This window comes from Novosphingobium sp. (assembly GCF_027531025.1).
Taxonomy (GTDB): Bacteria; Pseudomonadota; Alphaproteobacteria; order Sphingomonadales; family Sphingomonadaceae; genus Novosphingobium.
On record NZ_JAPZQX010000002.1, the window covers coordinates 474,921 to 496,860 of the forward strand.

General features: G+C 66.1%; 22 protein-coding genes. 7 read left to right on the forward strand and 15 right to left on the reverse strand.

The window, feature by feature from the left end:
• Positions 1 to 30 precede the first annotated feature (30 nt).
• Positions 31 to 708, reverse strand: coding sequence for a hypothetical protein (locus tag O9281_RS02930; RefSeq protein WP_298182546.1), 678 nt, complete (start codon positions 706 to 708; stop codon positions 31 to 33).
• 204 nt (positions 709 to 912) lie between these two features.
• Here O9281_RS02930 and O9281_RS02935 point away from each other — a divergent pair, with 204 nt between their 5' ends.
• The 4 genes from O9281_RS02935 to O9281_RS02950 are packed head-to-tail and all read left to right on the forward strand — an operon-like array spanning position 913 to position 4,192.
• The gene (locus tag O9281_RS02935; protein WP_298182548.1) at positions 913 to 1,986 is read left to right on the forward strand and encodes a phosphotransferase; all 1,074 of its coding nucleotides are present in this window, start codon (positions 913 to 915) and stop codon (positions 1,984 to 1,986) included.
• Between the two features lie 4 nt (positions 1,987 to 1,990).
• Positions 1,991 to 3,079, forward strand: coding sequence for a hypothetical protein (locus tag O9281_RS02940; protein WP_298182549.1), 1,089 nt, complete (start codon positions 1,991 to 1,993; stop codon positions 3,077 to 3,079).
• Positions 3,069 to 3,668, forward strand: coding sequence for a DUF1214 domain-containing protein (locus O9281_RS02945; RefSeq protein ID WP_298182551.1), 600 nt, complete (start codon positions 3,069 to 3,071; stop codon positions 3,666 to 3,668). The genes O9281_RS02940 and O9281_RS02945 overlap by 11 nt, the downstream gene beginning before the upstream one ends.
• Positions 3,665 to 4,192: a DUF1254 domain-containing protein gene (locus O9281_RS02950; RefSeq protein WP_298182553.1), complete on the forward strand. Its 528-nt coding sequence runs from the start codon at positions 3,665 to 3,667 to the stop codon at positions 4,190 to 4,192. The genes O9281_RS02945 and O9281_RS02950 overlap by 4 nt, the downstream gene beginning before the upstream one ends.
• A 167-nt stretch (positions 4,193 to 4,359) precedes the next feature.
• Here O9281_RS02950 and O9281_RS02955 read toward each other — a convergent pair whose 3' ends face one another.
• The 11 genes from O9281_RS02955 to O9281_RS03005 form a co-directional block, all read right to left on the reverse strand.
• The gene (locus O9281_RS02955; protein ID WP_298182555.1) at positions 4,360 to 5,286 is read right to left on the reverse strand and encodes an aldo/keto reductase; all 927 of its coding nucleotides are present in this window, start codon (positions 5,284 to 5,286) and stop codon (positions 4,360 to 4,362) included.
• Complete coding sequence (gene ribH / locus O9281_RS02960) at positions 5,283 to 5,702, reverse strand: 6,7-dimethyl-8-ribityllumazine synthase (protein ID WP_298182557.1); 420 nt, start codon at positions 5,700 to 5,702, stop codon at positions 5,283 to 5,285. Before ribH ends, O9281_RS02955 begins: the two co-directional genes overlap by 4 nt.
• On the reverse strand, positions 5,702 to 7,003 hold the full coding sequence (gene ribB, locus O9281_RS02965) for a 3,4-dihydroxy-2-butanone-4-phosphate synthase (RefSeq protein WP_298182559.1): 1,302 nt from the start codon (positions 7,001 to 7,003) through the stop codon (positions 5,702 to 5,704). Before ribB ends, ribH begins: the two co-directional genes overlap by 1 nt.
• A gap of 59 nt (positions 7,004 to 7,062) precedes the next feature.
• On the reverse strand, positions 7,063 to 7,869 hold the full coding sequence (locus O9281_RS02970; protein WP_298182561.1) for a crotonase/enoyl-CoA hydratase family protein: 807 nt from the start codon (positions 7,867 to 7,869) through the stop codon (positions 7,063 to 7,065).
• A gap of 11 nt (positions 7,870 to 7,880) precedes the next feature.
• Positions 7,881 to 8,858, reverse strand: coding sequence for an acyltransferase (locus tag O9281_RS02975; protein ID WP_298182563.1), 978 nt, complete (start codon positions 8,856 to 8,858; stop codon positions 7,881 to 7,883).
• A complete protein-coding gene (locus tag O9281_RS02980; RefSeq protein WP_298182565.1) occupies positions 8,855 to 9,838 on the reverse strand; it encodes a HupE/UreJ family protein in 984 nt (327 codons plus the stop codon). Before O9281_RS02980 ends, O9281_RS02975 begins: the two co-directional genes overlap by 4 nt.
• Positions 9,835 to 10,671 (reverse strand): peptidylprolyl isomerase, encoded by an 837-nt coding sequence (locus O9281_RS02985; RefSeq protein ID WP_298182567.1) that lies wholly within the window; start codon positions 10,669 to 10,671, stop codon positions 9,835 to 9,837. The genes O9281_RS02980 and O9281_RS02985 overlap by 4 nt, the downstream gene beginning before the upstream one ends.
• A gap of 9 nt (positions 10,672 to 10,680) precedes the next feature.
• Entirely contained in the window at positions 10,681 to 12,576 is a 1,896-nt protein-coding gene (locus tag O9281_RS02990; protein ID WP_298182569.1) for a DUF3604 domain-containing protein, read from the reverse strand.
• Between the two features lie 106 nt (positions 12,577 to 12,682).
• The gene (locus tag O9281_RS02995) at positions 12,683 to 13,888 is read right to left on the reverse strand and encodes an HlyD family efflux transporter periplasmic adaptor subunit (protein ID WP_298182570.1); all 1,206 of its coding nucleotides are present in this window, start codon (positions 13,886 to 13,888) and stop codon (positions 12,683 to 12,685) included.
• A 2-nt stretch (positions 13,889 to 13,890) separates the two neighbouring features.
• Entirely contained in the window at positions 13,891 to 16,251 is a 2,361-nt protein-coding gene (locus O9281_RS03000; protein ID WP_298182571.1) for an ABC transporter permease, read from the reverse strand.
• Positions 16,248 to 16,961, reverse strand: a complete 714-nt coding sequence (locus O9281_RS03005) for an ABC transporter ATP-binding protein (protein WP_298182573.1) — start codon at positions 16,959 to 16,961, stop codon at positions 16,248 to 16,250. Before O9281_RS03005 ends, O9281_RS03000 begins: the two co-directional genes overlap by 4 nt.
• 396 nt (positions 16,962 to 17,357) lie before the next feature.
• Here O9281_RS03005 and O9281_RS03010 point away from each other — a divergent pair, with 396 nt between their 5' ends.
• The 3 genes from O9281_RS03010 to O9281_RS03020 all read left to right on the forward strand — a co-directional run bounded on the left by O9281_RS03010 (position 17,358) and on the right by O9281_RS03020 (position 20,407).
• Positions 17,358 to 19,190 carry a PAS domain S-box protein gene (locus tag O9281_RS03010; RefSeq protein WP_298182575.1) on the forward strand — a complete coding sequence of 611 codons (1,833 nt, stop codon included), beginning with the start codon at positions 17,358 to 17,360 and terminating at the stop codon, positions 19,188 to 19,190.
• Positions 19,183 to 19,857 carry a response regulator gene (locus O9281_RS03015; protein WP_298182577.1) on the forward strand — a complete coding sequence of 225 codons (675 nt, stop codon included), beginning with the start codon at positions 19,183 to 19,185 and terminating at the stop codon, positions 19,855 to 19,857. The genes O9281_RS03010 and O9281_RS03015 overlap by 8 nt, the downstream gene beginning before the upstream one ends.
• A 94-nt stretch (positions 19,858 to 19,951) precedes the next feature.
• On the forward strand, positions 19,952 to 20,407 hold the full coding sequence (locus O9281_RS03020) for a host attachment family protein (RefSeq protein WP_298182579.1): 456 nt from the start codon (positions 19,952 to 19,954) through the stop codon (positions 20,405 to 20,407).
• A gap of 28 nt (positions 20,408 to 20,435) precedes the next feature.
• Here O9281_RS03020 and O9281_RS03025 read toward each other — a convergent pair whose 3' ends face one another.
• The 3 genes from O9281_RS03025 to O9281_RS03035 all read right to left on the reverse strand — a co-directional run.
• Positions 20,436 to 21,233: an SDR family oxidoreductase gene (locus O9281_RS03025; RefSeq protein ID WP_298182581.1), complete on the reverse strand. Its 798-nt coding sequence runs from the start codon at positions 21,231 to 21,233 to the stop codon at positions 20,436 to 20,438.
• Complete coding sequence (locus O9281_RS03030; protein ID WP_298182583.1) at positions 21,230 to 21,790, reverse strand: SDR family NAD(P)-dependent oxidoreductase; 561 nt, start codon at positions 21,788 to 21,790, stop codon at positions 21,230 to 21,232. Before O9281_RS03030 ends, O9281_RS03025 begins: the two co-directional genes overlap by 4 nt.
• 43 nt (positions 21,791 to 21,833) lie before the next feature.
• A partial coding sequence (locus O9281_RS03035; protein WP_298182603.1) for an integrase catalytic subunit occupies positions 21,834 to 21,940 on the reverse strand: 107 nt, incomplete at its 5' end.

Sequence of the window (21,940 nt, forward strand, 5' to 3'; positions counted from 1 at the left end):
CCAGGTCCGCTACCGGCTGCCCGTAACCAGTTACTTCAGGATCGTGACGTGACCGGTCTTTGTGTGCTTCATCTGGCCGCCGGTCAGGGTGACGAACACCGTTTCGCTGGCGGGACAGGCGCCTGCCGCGCAGCGCTCGCCAAAGGTCGCGCCCTGGGTCTGCTTCGGCACGGTCACGTTCATGCTGATCCGGTTGGGCATGGTCCCGGTGTTGAGACGACTGCCTGGGCTTGATCCGCAAGTCGCGCTCGCGCCGGTGATCTCGAAGGTGTCCGCCGCCGTGCGCAGTTCGGCCTTGGCGATATGCTTGCCTTCGCAGATCTTGGCCAGCTGGGGCGAGGCCTTGTCGAGCTGTACGGTCAGGCCCTCCACCTCGGGCATTGTCGCCGCATAGGCCAGGTCCGGCACGCCATCGCCATCGACATCGCCCACCGCCACGCGCGGCGGTCGGCCGCGGGTCGGGGATTCGCGCAGGCTCTGGCTGTTCTGGCTGGCCTGCAGCGGCCCGGTCAGCCGCTTGGGCGGCGCCGCTTCGCGCTTGGTGCTGCCGCTGGACATGCAACCGGCATTGCAGGCACCGAACGACCAGCCTTCGACGCGGGCCTCGCCCTCCACGCCTTCCAGCTTGATGAAATAGTCCGTGCTTGCCGCATGAGCCGCCGTTGCCACACAGGCCACGGCTGCGGTTGTCAGGATTGCTCGCAACATGGTCTCCCTCCCATTTGCTGTTCCAGATGCAGAAGGTCTGCGCCCGGTTACCTGAACCCGCGCTGTCAGCCGCGTTGCAGGCGTGCCACAGGGTACCACCAAACCATGCGACAGGCGATGGCCCCATTTTTTGCTGCCGGGGCGATTGCCAGAGCAGCTATCGCCGTTTAACCGTTCGTTTAAACAACCGGAGGAGAGGGCCGGGTGACAGCGATTGCCTCGCACCCTGACAAGATCACGCCTGACTGGCTGAGCGCGCGGCTGCGCGCCGCCGGGCTGCTGGAAAGCGGCGCGGTGACTGCCGTGCAGTGGGAGCCGATCGGCACCGGCCAGGTGGGCGATTCCGTGCGTTTTCACCTGACCTACGACCGGCCCGGCGCTGGCCCTGCTACACTGGCGGGGAAGTTTCCGGCCGAAGACCAGATGAGCCGGGGCACGGCCGCCGCCTTCGGGCTCTATGCCAAGGAAGTGGGCTTTTACCGGGAACTGGCTCCGCACCTTGGCGTGCGGGTACCGCAGGCGCTGGCGGCGGAAATCGCGGAAGATGGCGTCGATTTCGTCCTGCTGTTCGAGGACCTGGGCCCGGCGCGCGGCGGCAACCAGCTGGCCAGCTGCTCGGCGGCCGATGCCAGCGCGGGGATCCGCCAGGCCGCAGCCATCCATGCGCCAAGCTGGGGCAACGCGGCCTTGACCGGGATCGACTGGTTGCAACCCAGGGAAGGCCAGGCCGAGCAGATCAAGGCGCTTTATGGCAATGCCCAGGCGATCTTCCGCGAACGCTATGCCGATAGCCTTGAGCCGGAATTCATGGCGATCTGCGAAGAACTGAACGAGGCCAAGGAGCATTGGTTCGGACGTGAAGGTGGGCCAAGGTCGATCGTCCACGGCGATTTCCGGCTCGACAACATGCTGTTCGATATCAAGGGCGGGGCCGAGGAAATCGCTGTGCTCGACTGGCAGACCGTGGCGGTCGGCAATCCCATGACCGATATCGGCTATTTCCTGGGCACCGGAATCGGTGACGCGCTGCGCCGCGCGCACGAGGATGAATTGCTGGCGCTCTATTGCGCGGAAATGACCGCCCGCGGCGTGCCGCTCAGCCGCGAGGCGATCTGGGACGATTACGTGATCGGCGCGCTGCACGGCGTTTCCACCGCCGTGTTCAGTGCCGCCTATGTCGAACGCACGCCGCGCGGCGATGCCAATTTCCTCTCGATGGCCCGGGGCGGCTGCGCGCTGGCGCTGCAGCACGGCAGCCTGGCAAAGCTGAAAGGCTGATCTGATGGTACTGACCAAGGGTGACGATTTCCCGCTGCACCAGACGCCCGAACCGGTCGCCTATGCCGGGACTGATCGCAATTTCTACGACCGCTATTTCTTCAATGGCTATGCCCCGGATGGCTCCGGCTTCTTCGCGGTTGCGCTGGGGATCTATCCGCACCTCAACGTGGCCGATGCCCACTTTTCGGCGATCCGCGACGGGGTGCAGCACAATGTCCACGCCAGCCGCGAACTCAACATGGAGCGGCTGGATCTGCAGGTCGGGCCGATCCGGATTGAGGTGATCGAGCCGCTGCAGAAACTGCGCGTGGTGGTCGACGGGGAAGGGCTGAAGGCCGACCTGACCTTTAACGGCCGCGCCTTTCCGATCGAGGAGCCGCGCTTCATCCATCGGATCGGGCCGCGCACCTTCATGGATTACACGCGCCTGACGCAAAACGGCCATTACACCGGCTGGATCGAGATCGACGGGGTGCGCGAGGACTGCGCCCCTGGCACGGCCGGCACCCGCGACCGCTCCTGGGGCGTGCGCCCGGTCGGTTCGCGCGACGAGCAGCCGCATGGCCACGGCGTGATCCCCGGCTTCTTCTGGCAGTGGACCCCGCTAAACTTTGCCGACCGCTCGGTCTTCTTCCACATCAACGCCGATGCCGGGGGGCACGCCTGGAACACCCGTGCGGTGATCGCGCCCGATGGCAGCGGGGCCGAAGGGCATTACGAGACGCCCGCTGCGCAGATGGCTTCTCCCTTGATGCCCGGCACCCGTTGGCCCGATGGCGGCACGATCACGGTCGAGACGCCAGACGGGCCGGATAGGATCACTTTCGAGCCGCTGGGCCGGTTCCAGATGCGCGGGCTGGGCTATACCCATCCCAAGTGGGGCCATGGCCTGCATCATGGCCGGCTGGCGGTCGAGCGCGAGGATTTCGGCCTCGCGCAGTGCGATCCGCGCACCATGGACAATTACCACGTCCAGTTCCTCTCGCGCGTGAAGTCGGAACGCTATGGCGAGGGGATGGGCGTGTTCGAGCAACTGATCATCGGCCCTTACAAGCCGCTCGGTCTGAAGGAGTTCATGGATGTCGGCTGATCGCAAGGGATCGCGCTGGGTTACTGCCGGGGTGGTAGTGGCGGGGCTGGTCGTCGGGACCGCTTCGGGCTGGTTCTGGCTGCAGAAGGGGATGGTCCAGGGCGAAAGCTATGCGGGCTGGAGCGGCAATTCGGTAACCGGTTCGGCCGATGCCGATCCCTGGACCCGCGCCCGCGTGGCCGTGGCCGGCCTGCTGGCGCTGACCAAGGAGCACGCGATCTACTTCACCCGCAACACCGATGGCAGCGGGGCGCGGCTGCGCGAGGACTGCCGGTACCGGGTCAGCGGCGGGGCCATGCCGGCCCGATGGTGGTCGGTGACGGTCTATGCCGCCGACAATTACCTGCCGCTCAACAATGACGACGCCCTGTCATTCGATGCGACCGAGGTACAGCCCGATCCCGATGGCAACTGGACGGCGATCCTGGCGCCCAGCCGGCCCGAAAGCGGGGCCTGGGCCTCGACCCGCAAGGCCGGTGAATTCGACATTACCCTGCGCCTGTACCAGCCTGATGCCAAGGCCCAGGCCGATTATGGTTCGATCCCCATGCCGAAGGTGGAACGGCTCGATTGTGGAGAGCAGGCATGAACCGGAAGATCAAGCTGCTCGGCCTGTTCATCGGCGCGGCGGTGATCGGTCATGTTGCCCTGGTGCTGGCCGTGCCGAATGTCCTGATGGGCGTGGCGATGGACCGGATGTCGGAGGGCGGCACGGCGATCAACCGCTTCCAGTTCGGGGACCGGACTACCGAGAAATCGCGCCGGGTGGTGCGGCCTTCGCCGGACCTCGCCTATGCGTCCTGCGTCTATGACCTGTCCAAGGGGCCGCTGCTGGTGACGGCAGCGCCATCGCCGGGGCAGGGCTATGTCTCGCTCTCGGTCTTTGCCGCCAATACCGACAATATCGCCGCGCTCGACAGCAGCCAGTACCCGCAGGGCATTCGCTTCGTCCTCGCAATGAAGGGGCAGGCCAGCCCGGCGGGCGAGCGGGTGATCGAATCGCCATCGGCACGCGGGATCATCCTTGACCGGCGGCTGGCCCCAACGGCGGAGAAGTTCGCCGAGGTCGACCTGGCCCGCCGTGCGGACAGCTGCGCGCCGCTGGCTGGCTGACCCGGGTTTCCAACAGCGATCACATCGTGATGTGCGCGATGTGATCGCTTTCCAACTTGGCCGATTCCGCCGGTTGGCAAAAGCCGTGGCAGCAAGTGCCGGTTACCCGTGCTCTGGGTGACTGTTGAGTGCCGCCAAGTGCACTTGGTGTGCACGTGGTCTGCGCGTCAGATCACCACGGCGGTGAGCTTGGCCACCTGTTCGGGCGAAAGCTCCAGCCGCGCGCCCTCGATCAGCTGGGTGAGCTGGACCGGGCTGGTCGCGCTGGCGATTGGGGCAGGGATACCCGGCTGATACCGCAGCCAGGCCAGCGCAATCGCCGCCAGCGAAGCGCCGGTTTCTGCGGCCACAGCATCCAGCGCCGCCAGCATCGGCGCGCCGGTGGTGACCAGTTCCGCCATCCGGGTGCCGCGCACCGATTGCTTGAGATCATCCTCGCTGCGGTACTTGCCCGTCAGGTAGCCGCTGGCCAGCCCGAAGAACGGCAGCATGGCAATTCCGTTCGCCTGGCAAAGGGCCTGCAGATCCGCGGGATAGGTCGCGCGGGAGACCAGGTTGTACTCGTTCTGCAGGGTCGAGAATGCCGCAAATCCGCCATTGCGCGCCGCATCTAGCGCGGCGCCAAGGCGGGCGGCGGTGAAGTTTGATGCGCCGATGGAGCGGACCTTGCCGCTGGCGACGGTAGCGGCAAAGGCTGAAGCAATATCCTCGACCGCCAGTTCCTCGTAATCGCGGTGGGCATAGTAGAGATCGAGGTAGTCGGTCCGCAGCCGTTCCAGCGAGCGATCGAGCGATTGGGCGATCCGTTCAGGCGCATAAAGCTCCGCCGCGCCCAGCATCCCGGTCTTCGTGTGGATCCGCATGTCGGCACGAACCCCACGGCTTTCCAGCCATTCGCCCAGCACCGTCTCGCTCTCGCCGCCCTTGTGACCGGGCACCCAGGCCGAATAGACATCGGCGGTATCGATCATCCGGCCGCCAGCCTCGTAGAACGCATCGAGCACGGCAAAACTGGTGTCGCGGTCAGCCGTCCAGCCAAAGACGTTGCCGCCCAGGACCAGCGGAATCCCGGCGATTGCGGGGTTGGTGCTCATGCGAACTTCTCCCGCAGTTGCAGCAAGGCAATGGCTGCCTTGGCCGCTTCGCCGCCCTTGTCCTTCTGCGCCGGATCGGCGCGAACCAGCGCCTGGGCCTCGTTCTCGACCGTCAGGATGCCGTTCCCAATAGCGAGGCCGTCCATCGTCAGCGCCATGATCCCGCGCGCGGATTCGCCCGCCACGATCTCGAAGTGATAGGTTTCGCCGCGGATCACCACCCCGATCGCGACATAGCCGTCATAGAGCTGGGCCTGATCGGCGAGGGCAATCGCGCCGGGGATTTCCAGCGCGCCGGGCACGGTGATGACCTCGGCCTGATGGCCCGCAGCCTTGAGCACGGCCTTAGCCCCGGCGATCAGCTGATCGTTCAGATGATCGTAAAAACGGGCTTCAACTATCAGAAACTTGGCCATTATTCGCCCCCGGTTCCGGTGATTGCCCGTTCCCCGACAATCGAAAGGCCATAGCCTTCGAGCCCGGCAAGGGTGTGGTGGGTATTGGTGAGCAGGATCATGTCATGCACGCCCAATTCCGCAAGGATTTGCGCGCCGACGCCGTAGTCGCGCAGCTGCTCGACCTCGGGCGTGCCCGCGCCCTTGCCCTGTTGGCGCAGTTCGATGAAGCGCGAAACGATCCCCGGCATGCGCTTGTTGATCAGCACCAGCACGCCGGTGCCTTCTTCGGCGATCATTTCCATCGAGCGCGACAGCAGCCCGGTGCGCTCGTTCAATTCGCCGAACACATCGACGAAGAAGCTCATCGTGTGCATCCGCACCAGGGTCGGCTTGTCACGGGTGATGTGGCCCTTGACCAGCGCCAGCGTCTCGTCGCCGGTGGCCTTGTTGAAGAAGGTATACCCGGTCCAGTCACCACCCCAGCGGCTGTTGAAGCGCAGTTCCGCGCGCTTTTCGACGAGGTGATCGTGCTTGCGGCGATAGGCGATCAGGTCGCGGATCGTGCCCATCTTGAGGCCATGCTTGCGCGCGAAGGGGATCAGGTCGTCCATGCGGGCCATGGTCCCGTCCTCGTTCATGATCTCGCAGATCACGCCCGAGGGATTGAGGCCAGCCAGGCGCGAGATATCGACCGAGGCTTCGGTATGGCCGGCGCGGACCAGCACGCCGCCATCGCGGGCGATCAGCGGGAAGACATGGCCGGGCGTCACGATGTCCTGCCGCCCCTTGCTGGCATCGATTGCCACGGCGATGGTGCGGGCGCGGTCTCCGGCGGATATCCCGGTCGTCACGCCCTCGCGCGCCTCGATCGAGACGGTAAAGGCGGTCTCGTGCCGGGTGCCGTTGTTGCGGCTCATCAGTTCGAGGCCCAGGTGCTCGGTCCGCTCGCGGGTCAGCGTCAGGCAGACGAGGCCGCGGCCGTGCGTCGCCATGAAGTTGATCGCGTCGGGGGTGGCCATCTGCGCGGGGATGACCAGATCGCCCTCGTTCTCGCGGTCCTCGTCATCGACCAGGATGAACATCCGGCCGTTGCGGGCCTCTTCGATGATCTCTTCGATCGAAACCAGCACCGGCTCGTCATCACTGTCCCACAGAAACCGTTCCAGCTTGCGCAGGGTTTCCGCCGTGGGGTTCCAGTCAGGCTCGGTGCAGTCCCGCAAGGTATTGGCATGCAGCCCCGCCGCCCTGGCCAGGCCAGCGCGCGACATGCCGCCATCGTTGATCAGCTTGCGGACGCGATCGATAAGATTTTCAGACATGCGAATCGCCTATCACATCATAATGTGATCCGATAGGCTCTAATCACATCGCCTGTGAATCAGTCCCCCTTGAAGACCGGCTTGCGCTTTTCGAGGAAGGCGTTGACGGCTTCCTCGTGATCGCCGGTGGCATGAGCAACGGCCTGCATTGCGGCCGACATTTCTAGCACGGTGGCCAGATCGGCGCGGCGGGCCTCCCACAGCAGGCGCTTGGTCATCCGGACCGCATGGGGCGGATTTGCGGCGATTTTCGCGGCGAGGGCCCTGGCGGCATCGAGCAGTTCGGCATCGGGGACGACGCGCGAGACGAGGCCGCAGGCAAGGGCTTCCTGGGCATCGATGATATCGCCGGTCAGCGTCATTTCGGCCGCCTTGGCAAAGCCGATCACGCGCTGCAGCAGCCATGCCCCGCCATCACCGGGAATGATCCCGAGTTTGACAAAACTTTCAGCAAATTTAGCGCTTTCGCCAGCGATCCTCAGATCGCACATGCATGCAAGATCGAGCCCGGCGCCGATGGCCGGTCCGTTGACCGCGGCGATTACGGGGACTTCCAGCGCGGCGAAAGCCAGGGGCAGGCGCTGGATGCCGCGCTTGTAATTGCCGCGCGTACCGGCCGGGAACCCGGCGTTCAGACCGCCGCCGCCGGGCTTCATCGCGTTGATGTCACCGCCCGATGAGAAGGCCTTTCCGGCACCCGTAAGCACGGCCACGCGCACCTTCGGATTGCACTCAAGCGCTACCAAGGTGTCACACAGACCGTCGACCACGTCATCACCGGAGATCGGATTGCGCATCTCGGGCCGGTTGAGCGTGATCGTGGCGATGCCGGTGTCGTCGATGTCGAGCAGGACGGCGGGTTCCATCGGGGTCTCCTTCAAGCTTTGGCCAGTGCCTTGCGGGCATCGCGGCGGTTTGTCCACCACACGATTGCGAGGGCGACGCCAAGTGCCAGCGGCACGGCCAGTTCCTTGCCGCCGCCCAGTTCGCGCACGGCTTCGAGGATCGGCAGGTGGGTGGCGAAGAGCGGGAACGAGATCGCGGCCGACAGCCAGCCGAGCCAGGTCTGGCGGGTCAGCCGGGTTGCGGCTGAAATCACCAGCGGGCAGAGCAGGGCGACGAAGACGATGTCGAAATGCCAGGCTCGCCAGCCGCTCCACCAGCTGCCGACAATCGCCAGCGGCAGGGCGAGCAGCACCAGCGGTGCGGGTAGCGGCACCAGCACCCGCTCACCCCCCCAGCGCCACAGCGCGATCCCCAGGCAATAGGCGAAGAACACGCGCGGGATTGCCGCCCAGACATGGCCCGGCCGCGCCCCGACATCGAGATTGCCCCAGCTGACCGCCACCCAGACCGTCAGCCCGCCCAGCAGCAAGGTGAGCGCCGCAATCCCCCGGTCGGACAGGCGGCGCAGCGCGACCACGTGCGCGCCATTGGCGACCAGTTCGGCAAAGATCGTCCAGGCCGGGATGTTTACCGCAAACAGCAGGTTGGCGACCGGCCAGGGCAGCAGGGCCAGGTTGGCAATCAGCGCGGGCAGGAACGGCCACCATTCGCCCCCGGCGCGGATCCACAAATAGGGAATGCCGATCAGCGATCCCAGCGCGACCATGCCCCAGAACCGCTTGTAGCGTGCGACGATGAACCGTTGCGGGGTCAGACCGGCGGCAATCCGGGGCTCGGTGATCCGGGCCATCAGGTAGCCCGACAGGATCAGGAAGAAATCGACGCCAAGATAGCCCTTCGAAAACTGCCCCAGCCCGCCGAACACGGCATTGGTGTGGAGGCCCACGACCAGCAGCGCCGCGATCCCGCGCAGCGCGTCGATCCCGGCCAGCCGCGCCGGGGCGCTCATGCCCAGACCCGCTCGATGAACCAAAAGCTGGCTACCGCGCCGATGGCATAGGTGCTGGTCATCACGGCGGGACGCAGCGCGCGCGGCGCGAAGCGGCGCAGCAGCGTGAGCACTGCCATGGAAACGGCGACGATCAGCAATTGTCCGGCTTCAACCCCGAGGTTGAAGGTCAGCAGCGCCATGGGCACGTCGGTTTCGGGCAGGCCGATCTCCCGCAGCGCCCCGGCAAAGCCGAAGCCGTGGAGCAGGCCGAACAGGAAGGCGACCAGCCATGGCAAGCGTTCCGACAACCGCGGCTCGCCTGGTTTTGCTTTGACGATCTCGACTGCCAGGAACACGATCGAGAGGGCGATCGTTGCCTCCACCGGGGCCTGGGGCAGGCCGAACAGGCCCAGCGTCGTGCCGGCCAGGGTGATCGAGTGGGCGATGGTAAAGGCCGAGGCAGCGGCCACCACCGACCAGCCGTGTTGCAGCAGCAGGACCAGCGCTACCACGAACAGCAGGTGATCGAAGCCCGCGACGATGTGTTCCACCCCGATCACGAAATAGGTTCGTGCGACTTGCCAGCGATCCGGCACCGCGCTGATCGTGAAAGTGCTGCTGCCGGGCGTCAGGCGTTCGGTCTGTACCGGGCGGCCGAGCGGGGCCACCCGCAGCAGGGCGTCGGTCGAACCCGGTTCCATGCCTTCCAGTCCCACGGTCGCGCCATCGAGCGGGCGGGTGCAGGTCACGCGCCCGGTCGCGACCACGGCAGGACCGGCGAGGCGCGGCGTATCGAGCGCCAGCTTGCAGAAATCGGGCAGCAAGGGCGCGGCGCGGGTGGCGAGGCCTCCCAGGATCGGGGCCTTCCACACCAGCTTCCACTCGGCCTCAGTCTGCTGGGTCAGCTCGAGATAGCCCGGCCGCAGCTCGTCGGCCCGCGATGGCAGGGCAAAGGCCAGCAGCACCAGCGCCAGGGCAAGACGGACCAGCGCGATCATTCCGGCCGCTCGATCAGCACGTCATAGCCTTCGAGCAGCTCCTTGAGATGGGCGTCTTCGGCCTTGCGCACGGCGGCGGCGCGCCAATCGTTTTCCAGCCGCTGGCGGATCTCGGCCAGGCGCGGTTGCGGCGGCTGGGCGCGCTGTTCCATCTTGATCACGTGCAGACCGAACCCGGAGGACACCGGGCCAGACCATCGGCCGACCGGAGCCTTGGCCAGGGCGGCGGCGAATTCATCGCCGAACTGGGTTGCCAGATCGAAGGCCGGTGCATCGACGAAGCGGCCCGGCAATGGCAAGGGTTGCTGCGCCAGTCCTGCGGCCCGCCCGGCGTTCAGCGCGGCTACATCGCTGCTGGCCCGGGCACGATTGGCGGCATTGTCCTCGCCGATGTAGCGCTGTTCCAGTGTGTAGCGCGGGGGCAGGGCATAGCGCGCCGGATCCTTGTTCAGCAGCGCCTGCAGATCGGCATCACTGGGCTGCGCGGCTTCCGCCTCGGCCCCGGCGATTGCCAGCATCTTGTTGCGCATCCGCTTGCGGACCACCTCGTCATCCTGGTCAAGGCCCAGGCGCAGGGCCTCGCGATAATAGACCTCGGTCCGGACGTGGTCGCTGATCAGGCCGTCGAGCTCGGCTGGGGTCGGCGGACGGCGGAAGGCCTGGACATAGCGGTTGACGATCCCGGCGACGACAGCCTCGTCCACCACGATCCGCCGCTCACCGGCATCGGGCGGGCGGCCCGACAGCACGACAAAGACTAGAGCCCCTGCCGCAAGGAAGTGCACCAGAGGTTCGCGCAGCAAACCGACTGCGCGATCGCGCCAGGATGCCATCGGGTCTCCCTAGGCCTTGGTCGGCGAATACCAGATCGGCGAGGTATAGGCGCGTTCCTGCTGCTTCACCCGCACTTCGGGCGGCAGCTTCAGCTTGAAGCGGACCGCGTCATAGGCTGGCCAGCTGGGCGTGGGGATCTCCAGCACCCGCAGGTAATAGAACGCGCGGACCGAAGGATCGAATTCCGGATCGGTCCAGACCGTGTTGAGCGTCGCCGCGCCGATGGTGTTCTTGTAGCTGGCGGTCGCGACATCGACGGTATCGCCCACCGACGGCAGCTTGCCGCCCACCGGTTTGCGCTTCGCCGCATCGCTCCAGACCACGTCGAAGACCTTCTCCTGGGCCTTGCCGTTCTTGTCGACCCAGCCCTTGACCACCTGGACGCGGTCGAGATTGGCCCCGATCGGATCCTTCAGCGCGGAAACGATGAAGCTGGGCGCGCCCTTCGCGCCAGGTTTCAGTTCCCCGCCCATCGGCACGCCGCGCTGGTACCCGGCGCGGACCCAGTCGCCCGTCAGGTCATCAGCCTTGAAATCCCAGCCGCCAAAGAACCGCACGGTCATGCGCGGGCCGGTGCTGGCATAGACCTCGCGGCGCTGCATGGCATCGAAGATCGCGGCGCGGGTATTGGCCTTGGCCCAGACGGCCGCATAGCCGCTGGCCAGGTAATGCCAGCCGAACCGGCCCTGCCGCGTACCTAGGTTCTGGCCCTGCAGCGCGCGCGCTGGATTGGGCTCATTGCCGCTATGCTTGCCGAAGAACTGGTCCTCATCACCGGTAGCAAGGGCGGTGTGGCTGTCGGTCGAGCCGATCAGGCCGAACTTGTAGGGGTTCACGCCCATCTGCGCTTCCAGCAGCAGGCCACGCTTCAGCGCCTCGCGGACATATTCACCCGCGAACATGCTGGAGTTCTTGGGCTCGTTGCCCAGCAGGTTGCTGATCTCCCAGCCGGCCACGCCGAAGCCGGCAAATTCGTCATTGGGTGACAGGAAGGGGTGCGCTTCGCTGTCGCCCTTGATCTGGGTGATTTCCACCACCGGTTCCAGCCGCGCCCGGCGCTTGGCATATTCGGCGGTCATCGGCCCGCCACCGGGCTGGGTCAGTTCGAACATCAGGCCGTTCGACAGGTTCGAGTTGTGCGGGATCGCCAGCACCCGTCCACCGGTCGATTTCTCGTAAGCCTCCATATAGTTCCAGATCTCGTCCGGAGTGGCCTTGTAGGTCGGGTCGATCGGCACCACGGTGCGGACCTTGTCGGGCCCATCGCGGAAGATGATGTTGCGGTGCAGGTTGTTGCCGCCCTGCATCAGCGTGTATTCGAACCCGAAGAAGGCGGTGAACTTGCCCGGCTCGTTATAGTCTTCGACCGTGTCGATGCTGCTGTTCCAGACCGACTTGGTCCGTTCCGCCGCATCGGCCTGGCCCATCATCGCGTCCGGCAGGTCATTGCGCCCGCGCGCGTCGAGGATCTCGGCCATGGCGCGCTGCGAACCTTCCGGTCCTTCGTGCATCATGTCGTACCAGCGGCGCATGGTCGGATCGGTGATCAGCATCCGCGGGGCGTCATACAGCGCCTTGGTCGCGCCAAGCCCTTCGGCGTGGTCGGTGATGACCAGGAAATCCAGCGGGCGCGACAGCTTGGCCTTGAGCCCGGTGGTCGAAGTGATTTCCTCGCCCCGGGCAAAGCGCAGGGCCTCTTCGGGCCCAAGCCGCACGCCAAAACCGAAGGCATCGACCGAATTGGCGGTATGGAGGTGGGTATCGCCCCACAGCACCCTTTCCGGAAACTCGGTTTCCTTGACCGCCACTTCGCCGCCGCCCACGGCTTGCTTGATCTGATCGCATCCGCCGACCAGCGCGCTTGTTCCCAGCAGCACCGCCGCCAACATTACCTTGCGCCGCATTCCATCCCCTCCTGCGTCGAAACCGGTTTTTCTTTGCAATGCAGCATGCGCAGGGCCGGGGCGCGCGTCAATCCCGCGCTCGGGCAAAGTTTTTCGCAAAGGTGGTTCAGTCGGCTGCGGTGACGCGAACCCCGTCGCGGACCTTTTCGCCCGGATGGACGATGACCGCCTGTCCTTCGCGAAGTCCGCCAAGGACTTGGGCGGTTTCGTCGTTCATTTGTCCGACTGCGACAGCGATGCGCCGGGCGCGACCATCGCTGTCCACCGTGAAGGCGGCCCAGCCGGTGCCTTCGCGGAACAGGGCACCAATCGGCACCTGCAGCACTTTGGCATCGCTCCACCGCGCGATTTTCACGCCCACGCGGTAGCCATGGCCGAGTCGCTGCCAGCTCTCGCGCGGTCCGGTCAGGTCGATGATCACCCGGACCCGTTGTTCCTCCACGCCCAGGGCGGAGATCTTTCGAAAGCCCAGCGGTTCGACCAGCCGAACCTTGCCCGGCAGCGGCCGGTCGCCGCCCCAGGCGGCGATTTCCACGGCTGCGCCGCGCGCGACCTTGACCGCATCGGCGCTGAGCATTTCGGCCACCACTTCAAGCCGGGACGGATCGCCTAGTTCGAGCAGCGGTGTGCTGGCGGCGACAGGCCCACCGCTTTCATGCAGCTGACTGAGGACCACACCGCCGTTCGGAGCGCGGACTTCGATCGCCTGCCCGATCGGCGGTGCGCCGCTGCCCGTGCGCAGCCCGGTTTCGGCCGCGCGCAGGGCATGCAGGGCGGCGTCAGCGGTCTGGCTGGCGGCGCGGGTCGCGGCGCGGGCGCGGTCCCGCTCGCTGCGGGCGGCATCGTATTGCGCGCGCGAAACAAACCCCCGCGCCTGCAACGCCTCGATCCGTTGCAGCGTGGTGCGGGCCAGTTGTTCGGTGACCTGCGCCTCCTGCACGCCGGCCCGGGCGGCGGCGAGCTCGGCGCGCAGCGCCTCGATCCGGTCGAGCGTTTCGGCATAGGCGCGGCGATCGACCGGGGCTGGCTGGATCGGCTGGATCAGGGCCACGACCTCGCCCGGCGCAACGGCCGTGCCGGGTTTGTGCGGCAGCCTGAGCAGCTCGCCGGTGACCGGGGCATAGACGGTAAACAGATCGCTCACGCGGGTTTCGCCGAGGTCATCGATGGTGACCGCCATCGGGCCGCTATGGACCAGTGCGGTTTCCACCTCGAGCGCGGGCTTGCGCAGCATGAACCAGCCGGCCAGCGCCAGGGCGATGACGATCAGCCCGATCAGCAGGCGTGGTCCGGTGAAGGTTGCCTTGGTCATGGTCACTCCCGCGTCTTCAGCGCGCGGACCAGGTCGAGCCGGTCGGCGCTGCGCCGCACCAGCACGGCAGTGGCCGCCGCTGCCACCGCCACCACCAGCACGCCCTCGGCCAGGGTGCGCGCGCTGACGGCGGCGGGGATCATGAACATATCCGATGAAAAGCTGCTGGCGATATAGCGCGACAGCGCCATCCCCAGCACCAGCCCCAGCGGCAGGGCAGCGAGGGCGAGCAGGGCCTGCTCGCCCACCAGCACGAAGCCGGCCTCGCCCTTGCGGTAGCCCAGCACCCGCATCGAGGCGAGGTCGCGCGCCAGTTCCGACAGGCTGATCCGCGCGCTGGTATAGGTCACGCCCACCACGATCAGCATGGCGAACAGGGTGTTGAACAGGGTGACGATGCCCATGCTTTCGGCAATCGTCTCGCGGATGCCGCGCACGGCATTGGCGGCAACGGTGACCGAGGCCACCTGGGGCGTCTGCTTGAGCCGGGCAAACAACGCGGGCGCCTGCTGCGGGTCGGTCATCAGGTAGGCCCCGCTGGCTACATCGCCCTCACGCAGCAGGCGGTTGAGCGCGCCGCGTTCGATCACCAGCGAGGCACCCAGCGGCACGTCGACCACGGCGGTGATCGGCAGGGTGAAGCGCTGGCGCTGACCTTCGGTGACCTGCACCTCAATCTGGTCGCCCGCGACAATGTCCAGCTTGCGGGCCAGCTGGCTCGAAATCAGCGCGCCGCCCGGTGGCGGCTCGATCGTCGTGCCGTCCAGCGCGACGATCCGCATCAGCGCGCTGCCGCGCGGCAGGCCCAGCACGGCCTCACGCTCGCGATGCGGGCCCTTGACCAGTTCCGCGCCGACCGCGCGATAGGTTTCGGCACGCTGCACGCCGGGCAGCAGCGCCAGCTCGCGCTGCACGCGCCCGTCGCGCGGCTCGGTGAAGGACAGGGCCAGATCGGCGCGCTGGCCGCGTTCGAACACCAGCTGGATCAGCCGCTCGACATTGTCGGTCGAACTGGCCGAGGCCACGTAAAGCGCCAGCGCCATGGCCAGGCCCAGCACGCTGGCGATGGTCCGCAAGGGGCGGCGGAAGAACCCGCGCAGGATCATCCGGCTTGGCTCGTCGGGCAGCAGGCGAACCAGCCGGCTCGACAAGGGGCCGCTCGAATAGCGCGCCGGGGCAGGGGGGCGCATGGCCTCGGCCGGGGTCAGCCGCTGCGCCCGCCAGACCGCCGAGATTGCCCCGGCCAGCACGGCGGCAAGGGCCATGGCGGCGGAACCGAGATAGATGTCGGCCCCGGCGGAGAAGGTCAGCGCCGGGAAGGCGAAGTAGGCCTGGTAGAGCAGGGCTACCCCCCGGCCGAGCCAGAAGCCCAGCACCCAGCCCAGCGCCACGCCGCCCAGCGAAAGCAGCAGCGCCAGCTGGGCATAGTGCCGGGCAATCGGCGCGCTGCGATAGCCAAAGGCCTTGAGCAGGCCGATCACCTCGCGCTCGGTGTCGATCAGGCGGGCCAGCAGGATGTTGAGCAGGAAAGCCGAGACCAAGAGGAAGATCGGCGGCAGGATCTGCACCATGGTGCGCAACTGGTCGATCTCGCTGGACAGGAAGCGGTTGGATACGTCCAGATCGCGGCCATAGGCCCCGACCGGGCCATAGGCGGCGCTGATCCGGTCGGCCCGGCGGATCACTTCCTGTTTAGAGGCGCCGGGTGCCAGCCGCAGGAGCACTTCGTTGAACCCGTCGCGCATGTCGAGCGCGGCGGCCAGTGGCTCGCGCGCCATCCAGATGATCCCGAACCGGCGGTTGTCGGGAAAGATCTGGCCCGGGGCCACGGCATAGACATGCTCGGGCGAGATCGCCGTGCCGACCAGCACCAGTTCGATCCGCTTGCCATAGACCAGCGCCGGCAGCCGGTCACCCGGCGCCAGCCGGGCGGCCTTGGCGAAGGCCTCGCTGACGATCACCTCGTTGGGACGTTCGGCCCGCGGCATCCGGCCAGAGCGCAGGACCACGCGGTTGAGCTGGATCGGAAGCGAATGGAGCCGCGCCAGCACCGGCTCGGCGATCCCCGGCAGATCAAGCGTGGCGGCACCCGACAGGCGCGTTTCCACCCCGGCAACGCCCGGCACTTCAGCCAGTTCGCGGGCGAGGCTGTCGGGCGCCCGGCGCAGCGGCACCCAGACCTGGGCCAAGCTATACCCCTCGTAATAGGCGCTGCGCGCGGCATCGAGGCTGCGCATCATGCCATAGGACATCACCGCCATGCCGACGCCCGCCGCCATCACTAGGGCAATCGCCAATGCCTGACCGCGCAGCCGCCACAGGTCGCGCAGCAGCTTGCGGGTGAGGGGCGGCAGCGCGTTCACCAAGCCAGCTCGCCGGGCGGCTTGCGGCGGGGATTGCTGGTGTGCGAGGCGATCGCGCCGTCGGCAAAGTGGACCACTTCGTCCGCCATGTCGGCGATCACGGCATTGTGGGTGATGATCATCACTGTCGTCCCGACCTCGCGATTGACGGTTTCCAGCGCGGTCAGCACGCGGATCCCGGTTTCGCTGTCGAGCGCGCCGGTCGGTTCGTCGCACAGCAGCACCTGTGGGCGCTTGGCAATGGCGCGGGCAATGGCGACGCGCTGCTGCTCACCGCCGGAAAGCTGGGCCGGGAAGTGATCCATCCGCCCCTCCAGCCCGACCAGCGCCAGCGCTTCCTCGGGCGTCATCGGATCCTCGGCAATATCGGTGATCAGCTGCACGTTCTCGCGCGCGGTCAGCGCGGCGATCAGGTTGTAGAACTGGAACACGAAGCCGATCGAGCGGCGGCGGTATTCGGTCAGCCCATCGGCATCGAGCGCGGTGATTTCGCTATCCTCAAACCAGGCCTGGCCCGAAGTGGCGCTGTCCAGCCCGCCCAGGATGTTGAGCAGGGTGGACTTGCCCGAACCCGATGGGCCCAGCAGCACCAGCAGCTCTCCAGCGTGGACGGTCAGGTCAACCCCGCGCAGCGCATGGACCGCGGTTGGGGCGGTCCCATAGGACTTGGTCAGCCCGGCGGTGCGATAGATGGCAGGCCGCTCGCTCATTCCCCCTCCGGTCCCGCCGCCAGGCTGGCAAGACGGCAACAGGCGCGATCCGGCGGCAGGGTCGCCGATTTCCCGGGCAATGTCGATGGGGGCAAGGTGACGTCCCGATCAGGTCAATCCGGGGCTGGCGATCCCACGGCGGGGCGACTCGCCGCTATCCGGGAAACACCGGATAGTGGCAGACCGATTGCCTCGCCAAGGAACGGTCGGGGGGCAGCAACCGGAACCGGACTTCTTGCAGAAAAGCGGCGCAGCTAACGATTTTTGCGGCTTGCAACGCGAACGGTGCGGTCGCAATCTTGCGTATGTTTGCGTCGGTATTGATCCGGCGGATAAGGACACCAGTCGGAGAGGGTCTTGCTAGGCTTCGCAGCCAGTGGCCAGATTTGCGAGTTGATGCTGGAGAATGTTCCGGCAGGCATCGCCATTTTCGATCGCGACATGCGCTATCTCGGCTGCAGTCGGCGCTTCCGCGAGGACTTTGGCCTGGGTGACCGGGATGTGGTCGGCCAGCTGCATTACGATGTCTTTCCAGAGATACCGGAGGACGTCCGCGCCATTCACCAGCGGATCCTCGCCGGCGCCACCGAATCGTCCGAGCTTGATAGCCTGCGGTGGGCCGATGGCTCGATCGACTGGGTCGAATGGAAGATGATGCCCTGGCGCGACGAGGCCGGGGAGATTGGCGGCGCGTTGCTGTTGGCCAATCGCAAGACCGACCTGGTGGCATCGCAAACGCGCGAGCAGACCTATCACCTGGCGATGCAGCTGCTGATCGACAGTGCCACGGACTATGCGATCGTCATGGTCGGGCTCGATCAGCGGATCACCATGTGGAGTTCGGGCGCCGAACGGTTGTTTGGCTGGACTGCCCAGGAAGCCATCGGCCAGATGATCGGGATCATTCAGTTACCGGAACAGCAGCGGGATGACAGGGCAAGCCAACGGTTTGCCAGCATCCTGGAGATGGGTGGCTTTCGCGATCGTGGCTGGCGCAAGCGCAAGGACGGATCGCGCGTAATGGTCGATCTGACCGCCACCCCGATCCGCGATCAGTTCGGAAAGCTGCTGGGCTATTGCGGGGTGCTGCGCGACATCACCGATGAACTGGTTCGGGAACGGGTGCTAAGGGAGAGCGAGGCGCGACTGCGCTCGATCATCGAGACCGTTCCCGATGCCATGATCACCATGGATGACTTCGGCATTGTCTTGTCCTTCAGCACGGCGGCCGAGGTCCTGTTCGGATACAAGGCCGAAGAAGTGATCGGGCAGAATGTCTCGATGCTGATGCCGGAACCTGACCGTTCCCGGCACGATGGGTACCTGGCGCGCTATCGCGCCGGCGGCGTACGCCAGATCATCGGCAAGGCCCGGCGTGTGCTCGGCCAGCGCAAGGACGGTTCGGTTTTCGCCCACGAGTTGCACGTGGGTGAGTTCGAGATCGATGGGCGACAGGTCTTCACCGGGTTCATCAGTGACCTGACCCAGCGCGAGGCGGATGCCGCCCAGCTGCGCGAGGTCGAAGCCGAACTGGCGCAGATTTCGCGGGGAGCTGCGCTGGCAACCATGGGTTCTGCCCTGGCGCACGAGCTGAACCAGCCGCTTACCGCCATTGCCAACTACCTGCAGGCAGCCGGTTCAATCGATCTGACCCAGGGAGAGGGGGCCGTCGCGCTGCTGCGCGAGGCGCTGGACGAATCCAGCCGCCAGGCGCTGCGCGCGGGCGAGATCATCCATCGGTTGCGCGCCTTCCTGGCCCGCAGCGATCTGGAACCGCGGGTCGCCGATACGGCCGACCTCGTCAAGGAAGCCTTGGCGCTCGCTCTGCCGGGAGCGGAGGCCGGATCGGTCAACCTGCAAATGGACATCTCGCTAGACTGCCCGGCGATCTTTGCTGACCGGATCCAGATCCAACAGGTCCTGATCAACCTGGTACGCAATGCCTTTGAAGCGCTTGGAGGGGACGGGCGGATCGAAATCTATGCCGAACCGGATCCGGATGGCGTGCACTTCACGGTGCAGGACAATGGCCCCGGTCTGCACCCCGAGGTCGAGCAGCATCTGTTCGAGCCGTTCAGCGGGACGCGCACCAAGGGCATGGGTCTGGGGCTTGCGATCTGCCGCACGATCATCGAGGCCAATGGCGGCAGGATGTGGCACGAACGGGTGCCAACCGGTGGCGCGGCGTTCCATTTCACGGTTCCCGTTGCGGAGGACGGCGATGGTTGACGATGCCGACAAGCGGCTGGTGCATATCGTGGATGACGAGGATTCGGTCCGGCGCTCGCTCGATTTCCTGCTGCGTAATGCCGGTTTCCGCACCGAGCGCTGGGCGAGTGGCGAGCTGTTCCTCAAGGAGGCGGATCGCGATGGCAAGGCCTGCGTCCTGCTCGATATCCGGATGCCGGGCCTGGATGGCCTGGCCGTGCAACAGGCGATGACCGAGCAGGGCTTCGCCCAGCCCGTGATCCTGCTTACCGGCCACGGCGATGTTTCCCTGGCGGTCAGGGCCATGCGCTCCGGCGCGATCGATTTTCTCGAAAAGCCGTTCGACCGGGAGCGGCTCCTCCACTCGATCGAGCTGGCCTTTGCCGCGCTCAACGATCGCGAGGAACTGCACCGCCGCACCGATTGGGCAAGCACCCAGCTGGGCAAGCTGACCGAACGCGAGCGCGAGGTGCTGGACGGGCTGGCCTGCGGCTATCCCAACAAGACGATTGCCTTCGATCTGGGCATCAGCCCGCGCACGGTCGAGGTCTATCGCGCCAACCTGATGACCAAGCTTGATGTTGCAAGTTTTGCCGAAGCCTTGCGGATCGCCTTTGCGGCCGGCCTCGGATCGGAACAGGCCTGGCGGCGCAATTATCGTCCGAAGGCGGCAGAAGGGCGATCCTGATCGCCCTGGCTCCGTAACAAACCCGATAGCAGGCCTTGGCTGGCATTCATAAGCACGGCTTCACCTGAAACCTTGGTCGAAAGGGTGATGCGCGATGATTCTGCGGCATGGGGCCCATGTTGTACTGCTTGATGGCGGGCGTTTGCTGGTGCTGCGCAATCTTGGCGATTTTCGCCGCCCGAACCTTTCGGTGGTTGGGCACGATGCGCACCGCAATCCGACCAACCGCGAGATTCTGCATGATGGGCCCGGCATTGCCGGATCGCGCTTCGGCTCAGGCAGCGACACCTTCAGTCGGGGCGATCCGCACCAGCGCAACGAGGATCGTTTCGCCGCCGAAGTGGCCGAGCTGGTCAGCGCGCTGGATGATCGGGAAAGTGCCGACGTGATCGTGGTCGCTCCGCCACGCTCGCTTGCGGCCTTCCGCCGTGCGCTCGACCCTGCCGCGCAGCAGCGGATCGTGGCCATGATCGACAAGGACCTGACCCGCCACACCGTGGACGAACTGACCCGCATCATCGTGGGCGAACTCGACGCCATGGGCGCCTGACGCACGGACGATCGCCTGATCAGCGAAGTCAGGATTCCCAACCTGGGAAACGAACGGCACAGCCGGCCAGTGCGCCGGTCAGTCCGCCATCGACCTTGATGTCGGCACCGTTCACCCAGCGAGCCTGATCACTCGCGAGAAAGGCGATCACTGCGGCAATCTCTTCACAGGTGGCATCCCGGCCCACCGCCGCCCGCGAGAAGCGCATCGCTTCATCGCCCATCGACGCGGTGAAATCGGCAAGCAGCGGCGTTGCGACGCTACCGGGACTGACCGAGTTAAGGCGCACGCGGGGCCAGTGCTGCAGGCAATCATGGGCCACGAGTGCGCAGAGCAGTTCCTTCGAGCAGTTGTAAGCCTCGGCTGCAGAGCCACACAGGGCGCTTGCAAGAGTGAGCGCCTCGGTGTCGCTCTCTTCGCGCAGAACATCCAGCAAGGCATTCCTGCGGTTCATCCAACGCCATCCGGCGCCCGATGAGACCACGACGACCGAGCCGCCAGCATGAATCCGGGGCGAGAGCAGCCGCACCATGCGGCGCGCAGCGATGAAGTTGATCTGGAGTACCCGGAGCGGATCGCCAACTCCCGCAACCCCTGCGCTGAGAACCAGCGCGTCGAGAGGGTCCGCAACTGTGGCACAGACCGCATCAAGGCCTGAAGGATCGCTCAGGTCGCATGCAATCCATTGGGCTGCAGCCAGGTTGGTCGGGCAGGGCTGGCGGTCCAGCCCGGTGACCCGCCAGCCCTGCTTCAGCAGCAGTTCTGCCGCAGCCAGCCCGATTCCGCTCGCTGCGCCAGTGACAAGCGCATGGCGGGGGACGTTCACCAGGGAACGTTCCTCCCGAGCAGATCGACGAAGCGCCCGTTGTCCTGTGTGGTGATCCCCGCAATTACCTTGCGCTGATTGGCCACGCTCTCTTCGACCGGCCACTGTGCCGATGTGCCGCCAAGATCGGTTTGCGTCCATCCTGGGGCCATACTGATGACGGTAAAGCCAAGCGGTGCCAGTTCCACCGACAGGCCTTTGGTTACCATGTTGAGGGCCGCCTTGCTCGAGCGGTAGGCATAGGACTGGCCCTGTGCGTTGTTGGCGATCGAGCCTAGATCGGAGGACATGTTGATCACCAGCTTGCGCTGCCCAGCTTCAAGATTTGGCCGCAGTTCGTGCACCAGCTGGAACGGGGCCATGACATTGACCCGCATGATCTGCTCCCACAGATCATAGTCCATGCTGTCATGGCTCTGGCGGTGCGAGGCATTGTCCCAGCTACCCCCGTAAAGTCCCGCATTGTTGAGCAGTACATCGATTGCCATGCCCGAAAGACGCTGCGCGAGTGCGCTTACCGAGGCGCGGTCTTCGAGATCGAGCGCCTCGATCCGCACATGCGGATGTGACCGGCCCCCACCGAGTGGTCCGTGTTATTTGTTAGTGTAAAACTGCCTCCGGCGCCATGGCTGGCCGCAGGTGAAGCGAAGCGGAACCGGAGGGCAGCCATGGCGGTGTTGCCGTTTCCGGGGCCGGAGGCCGATAGC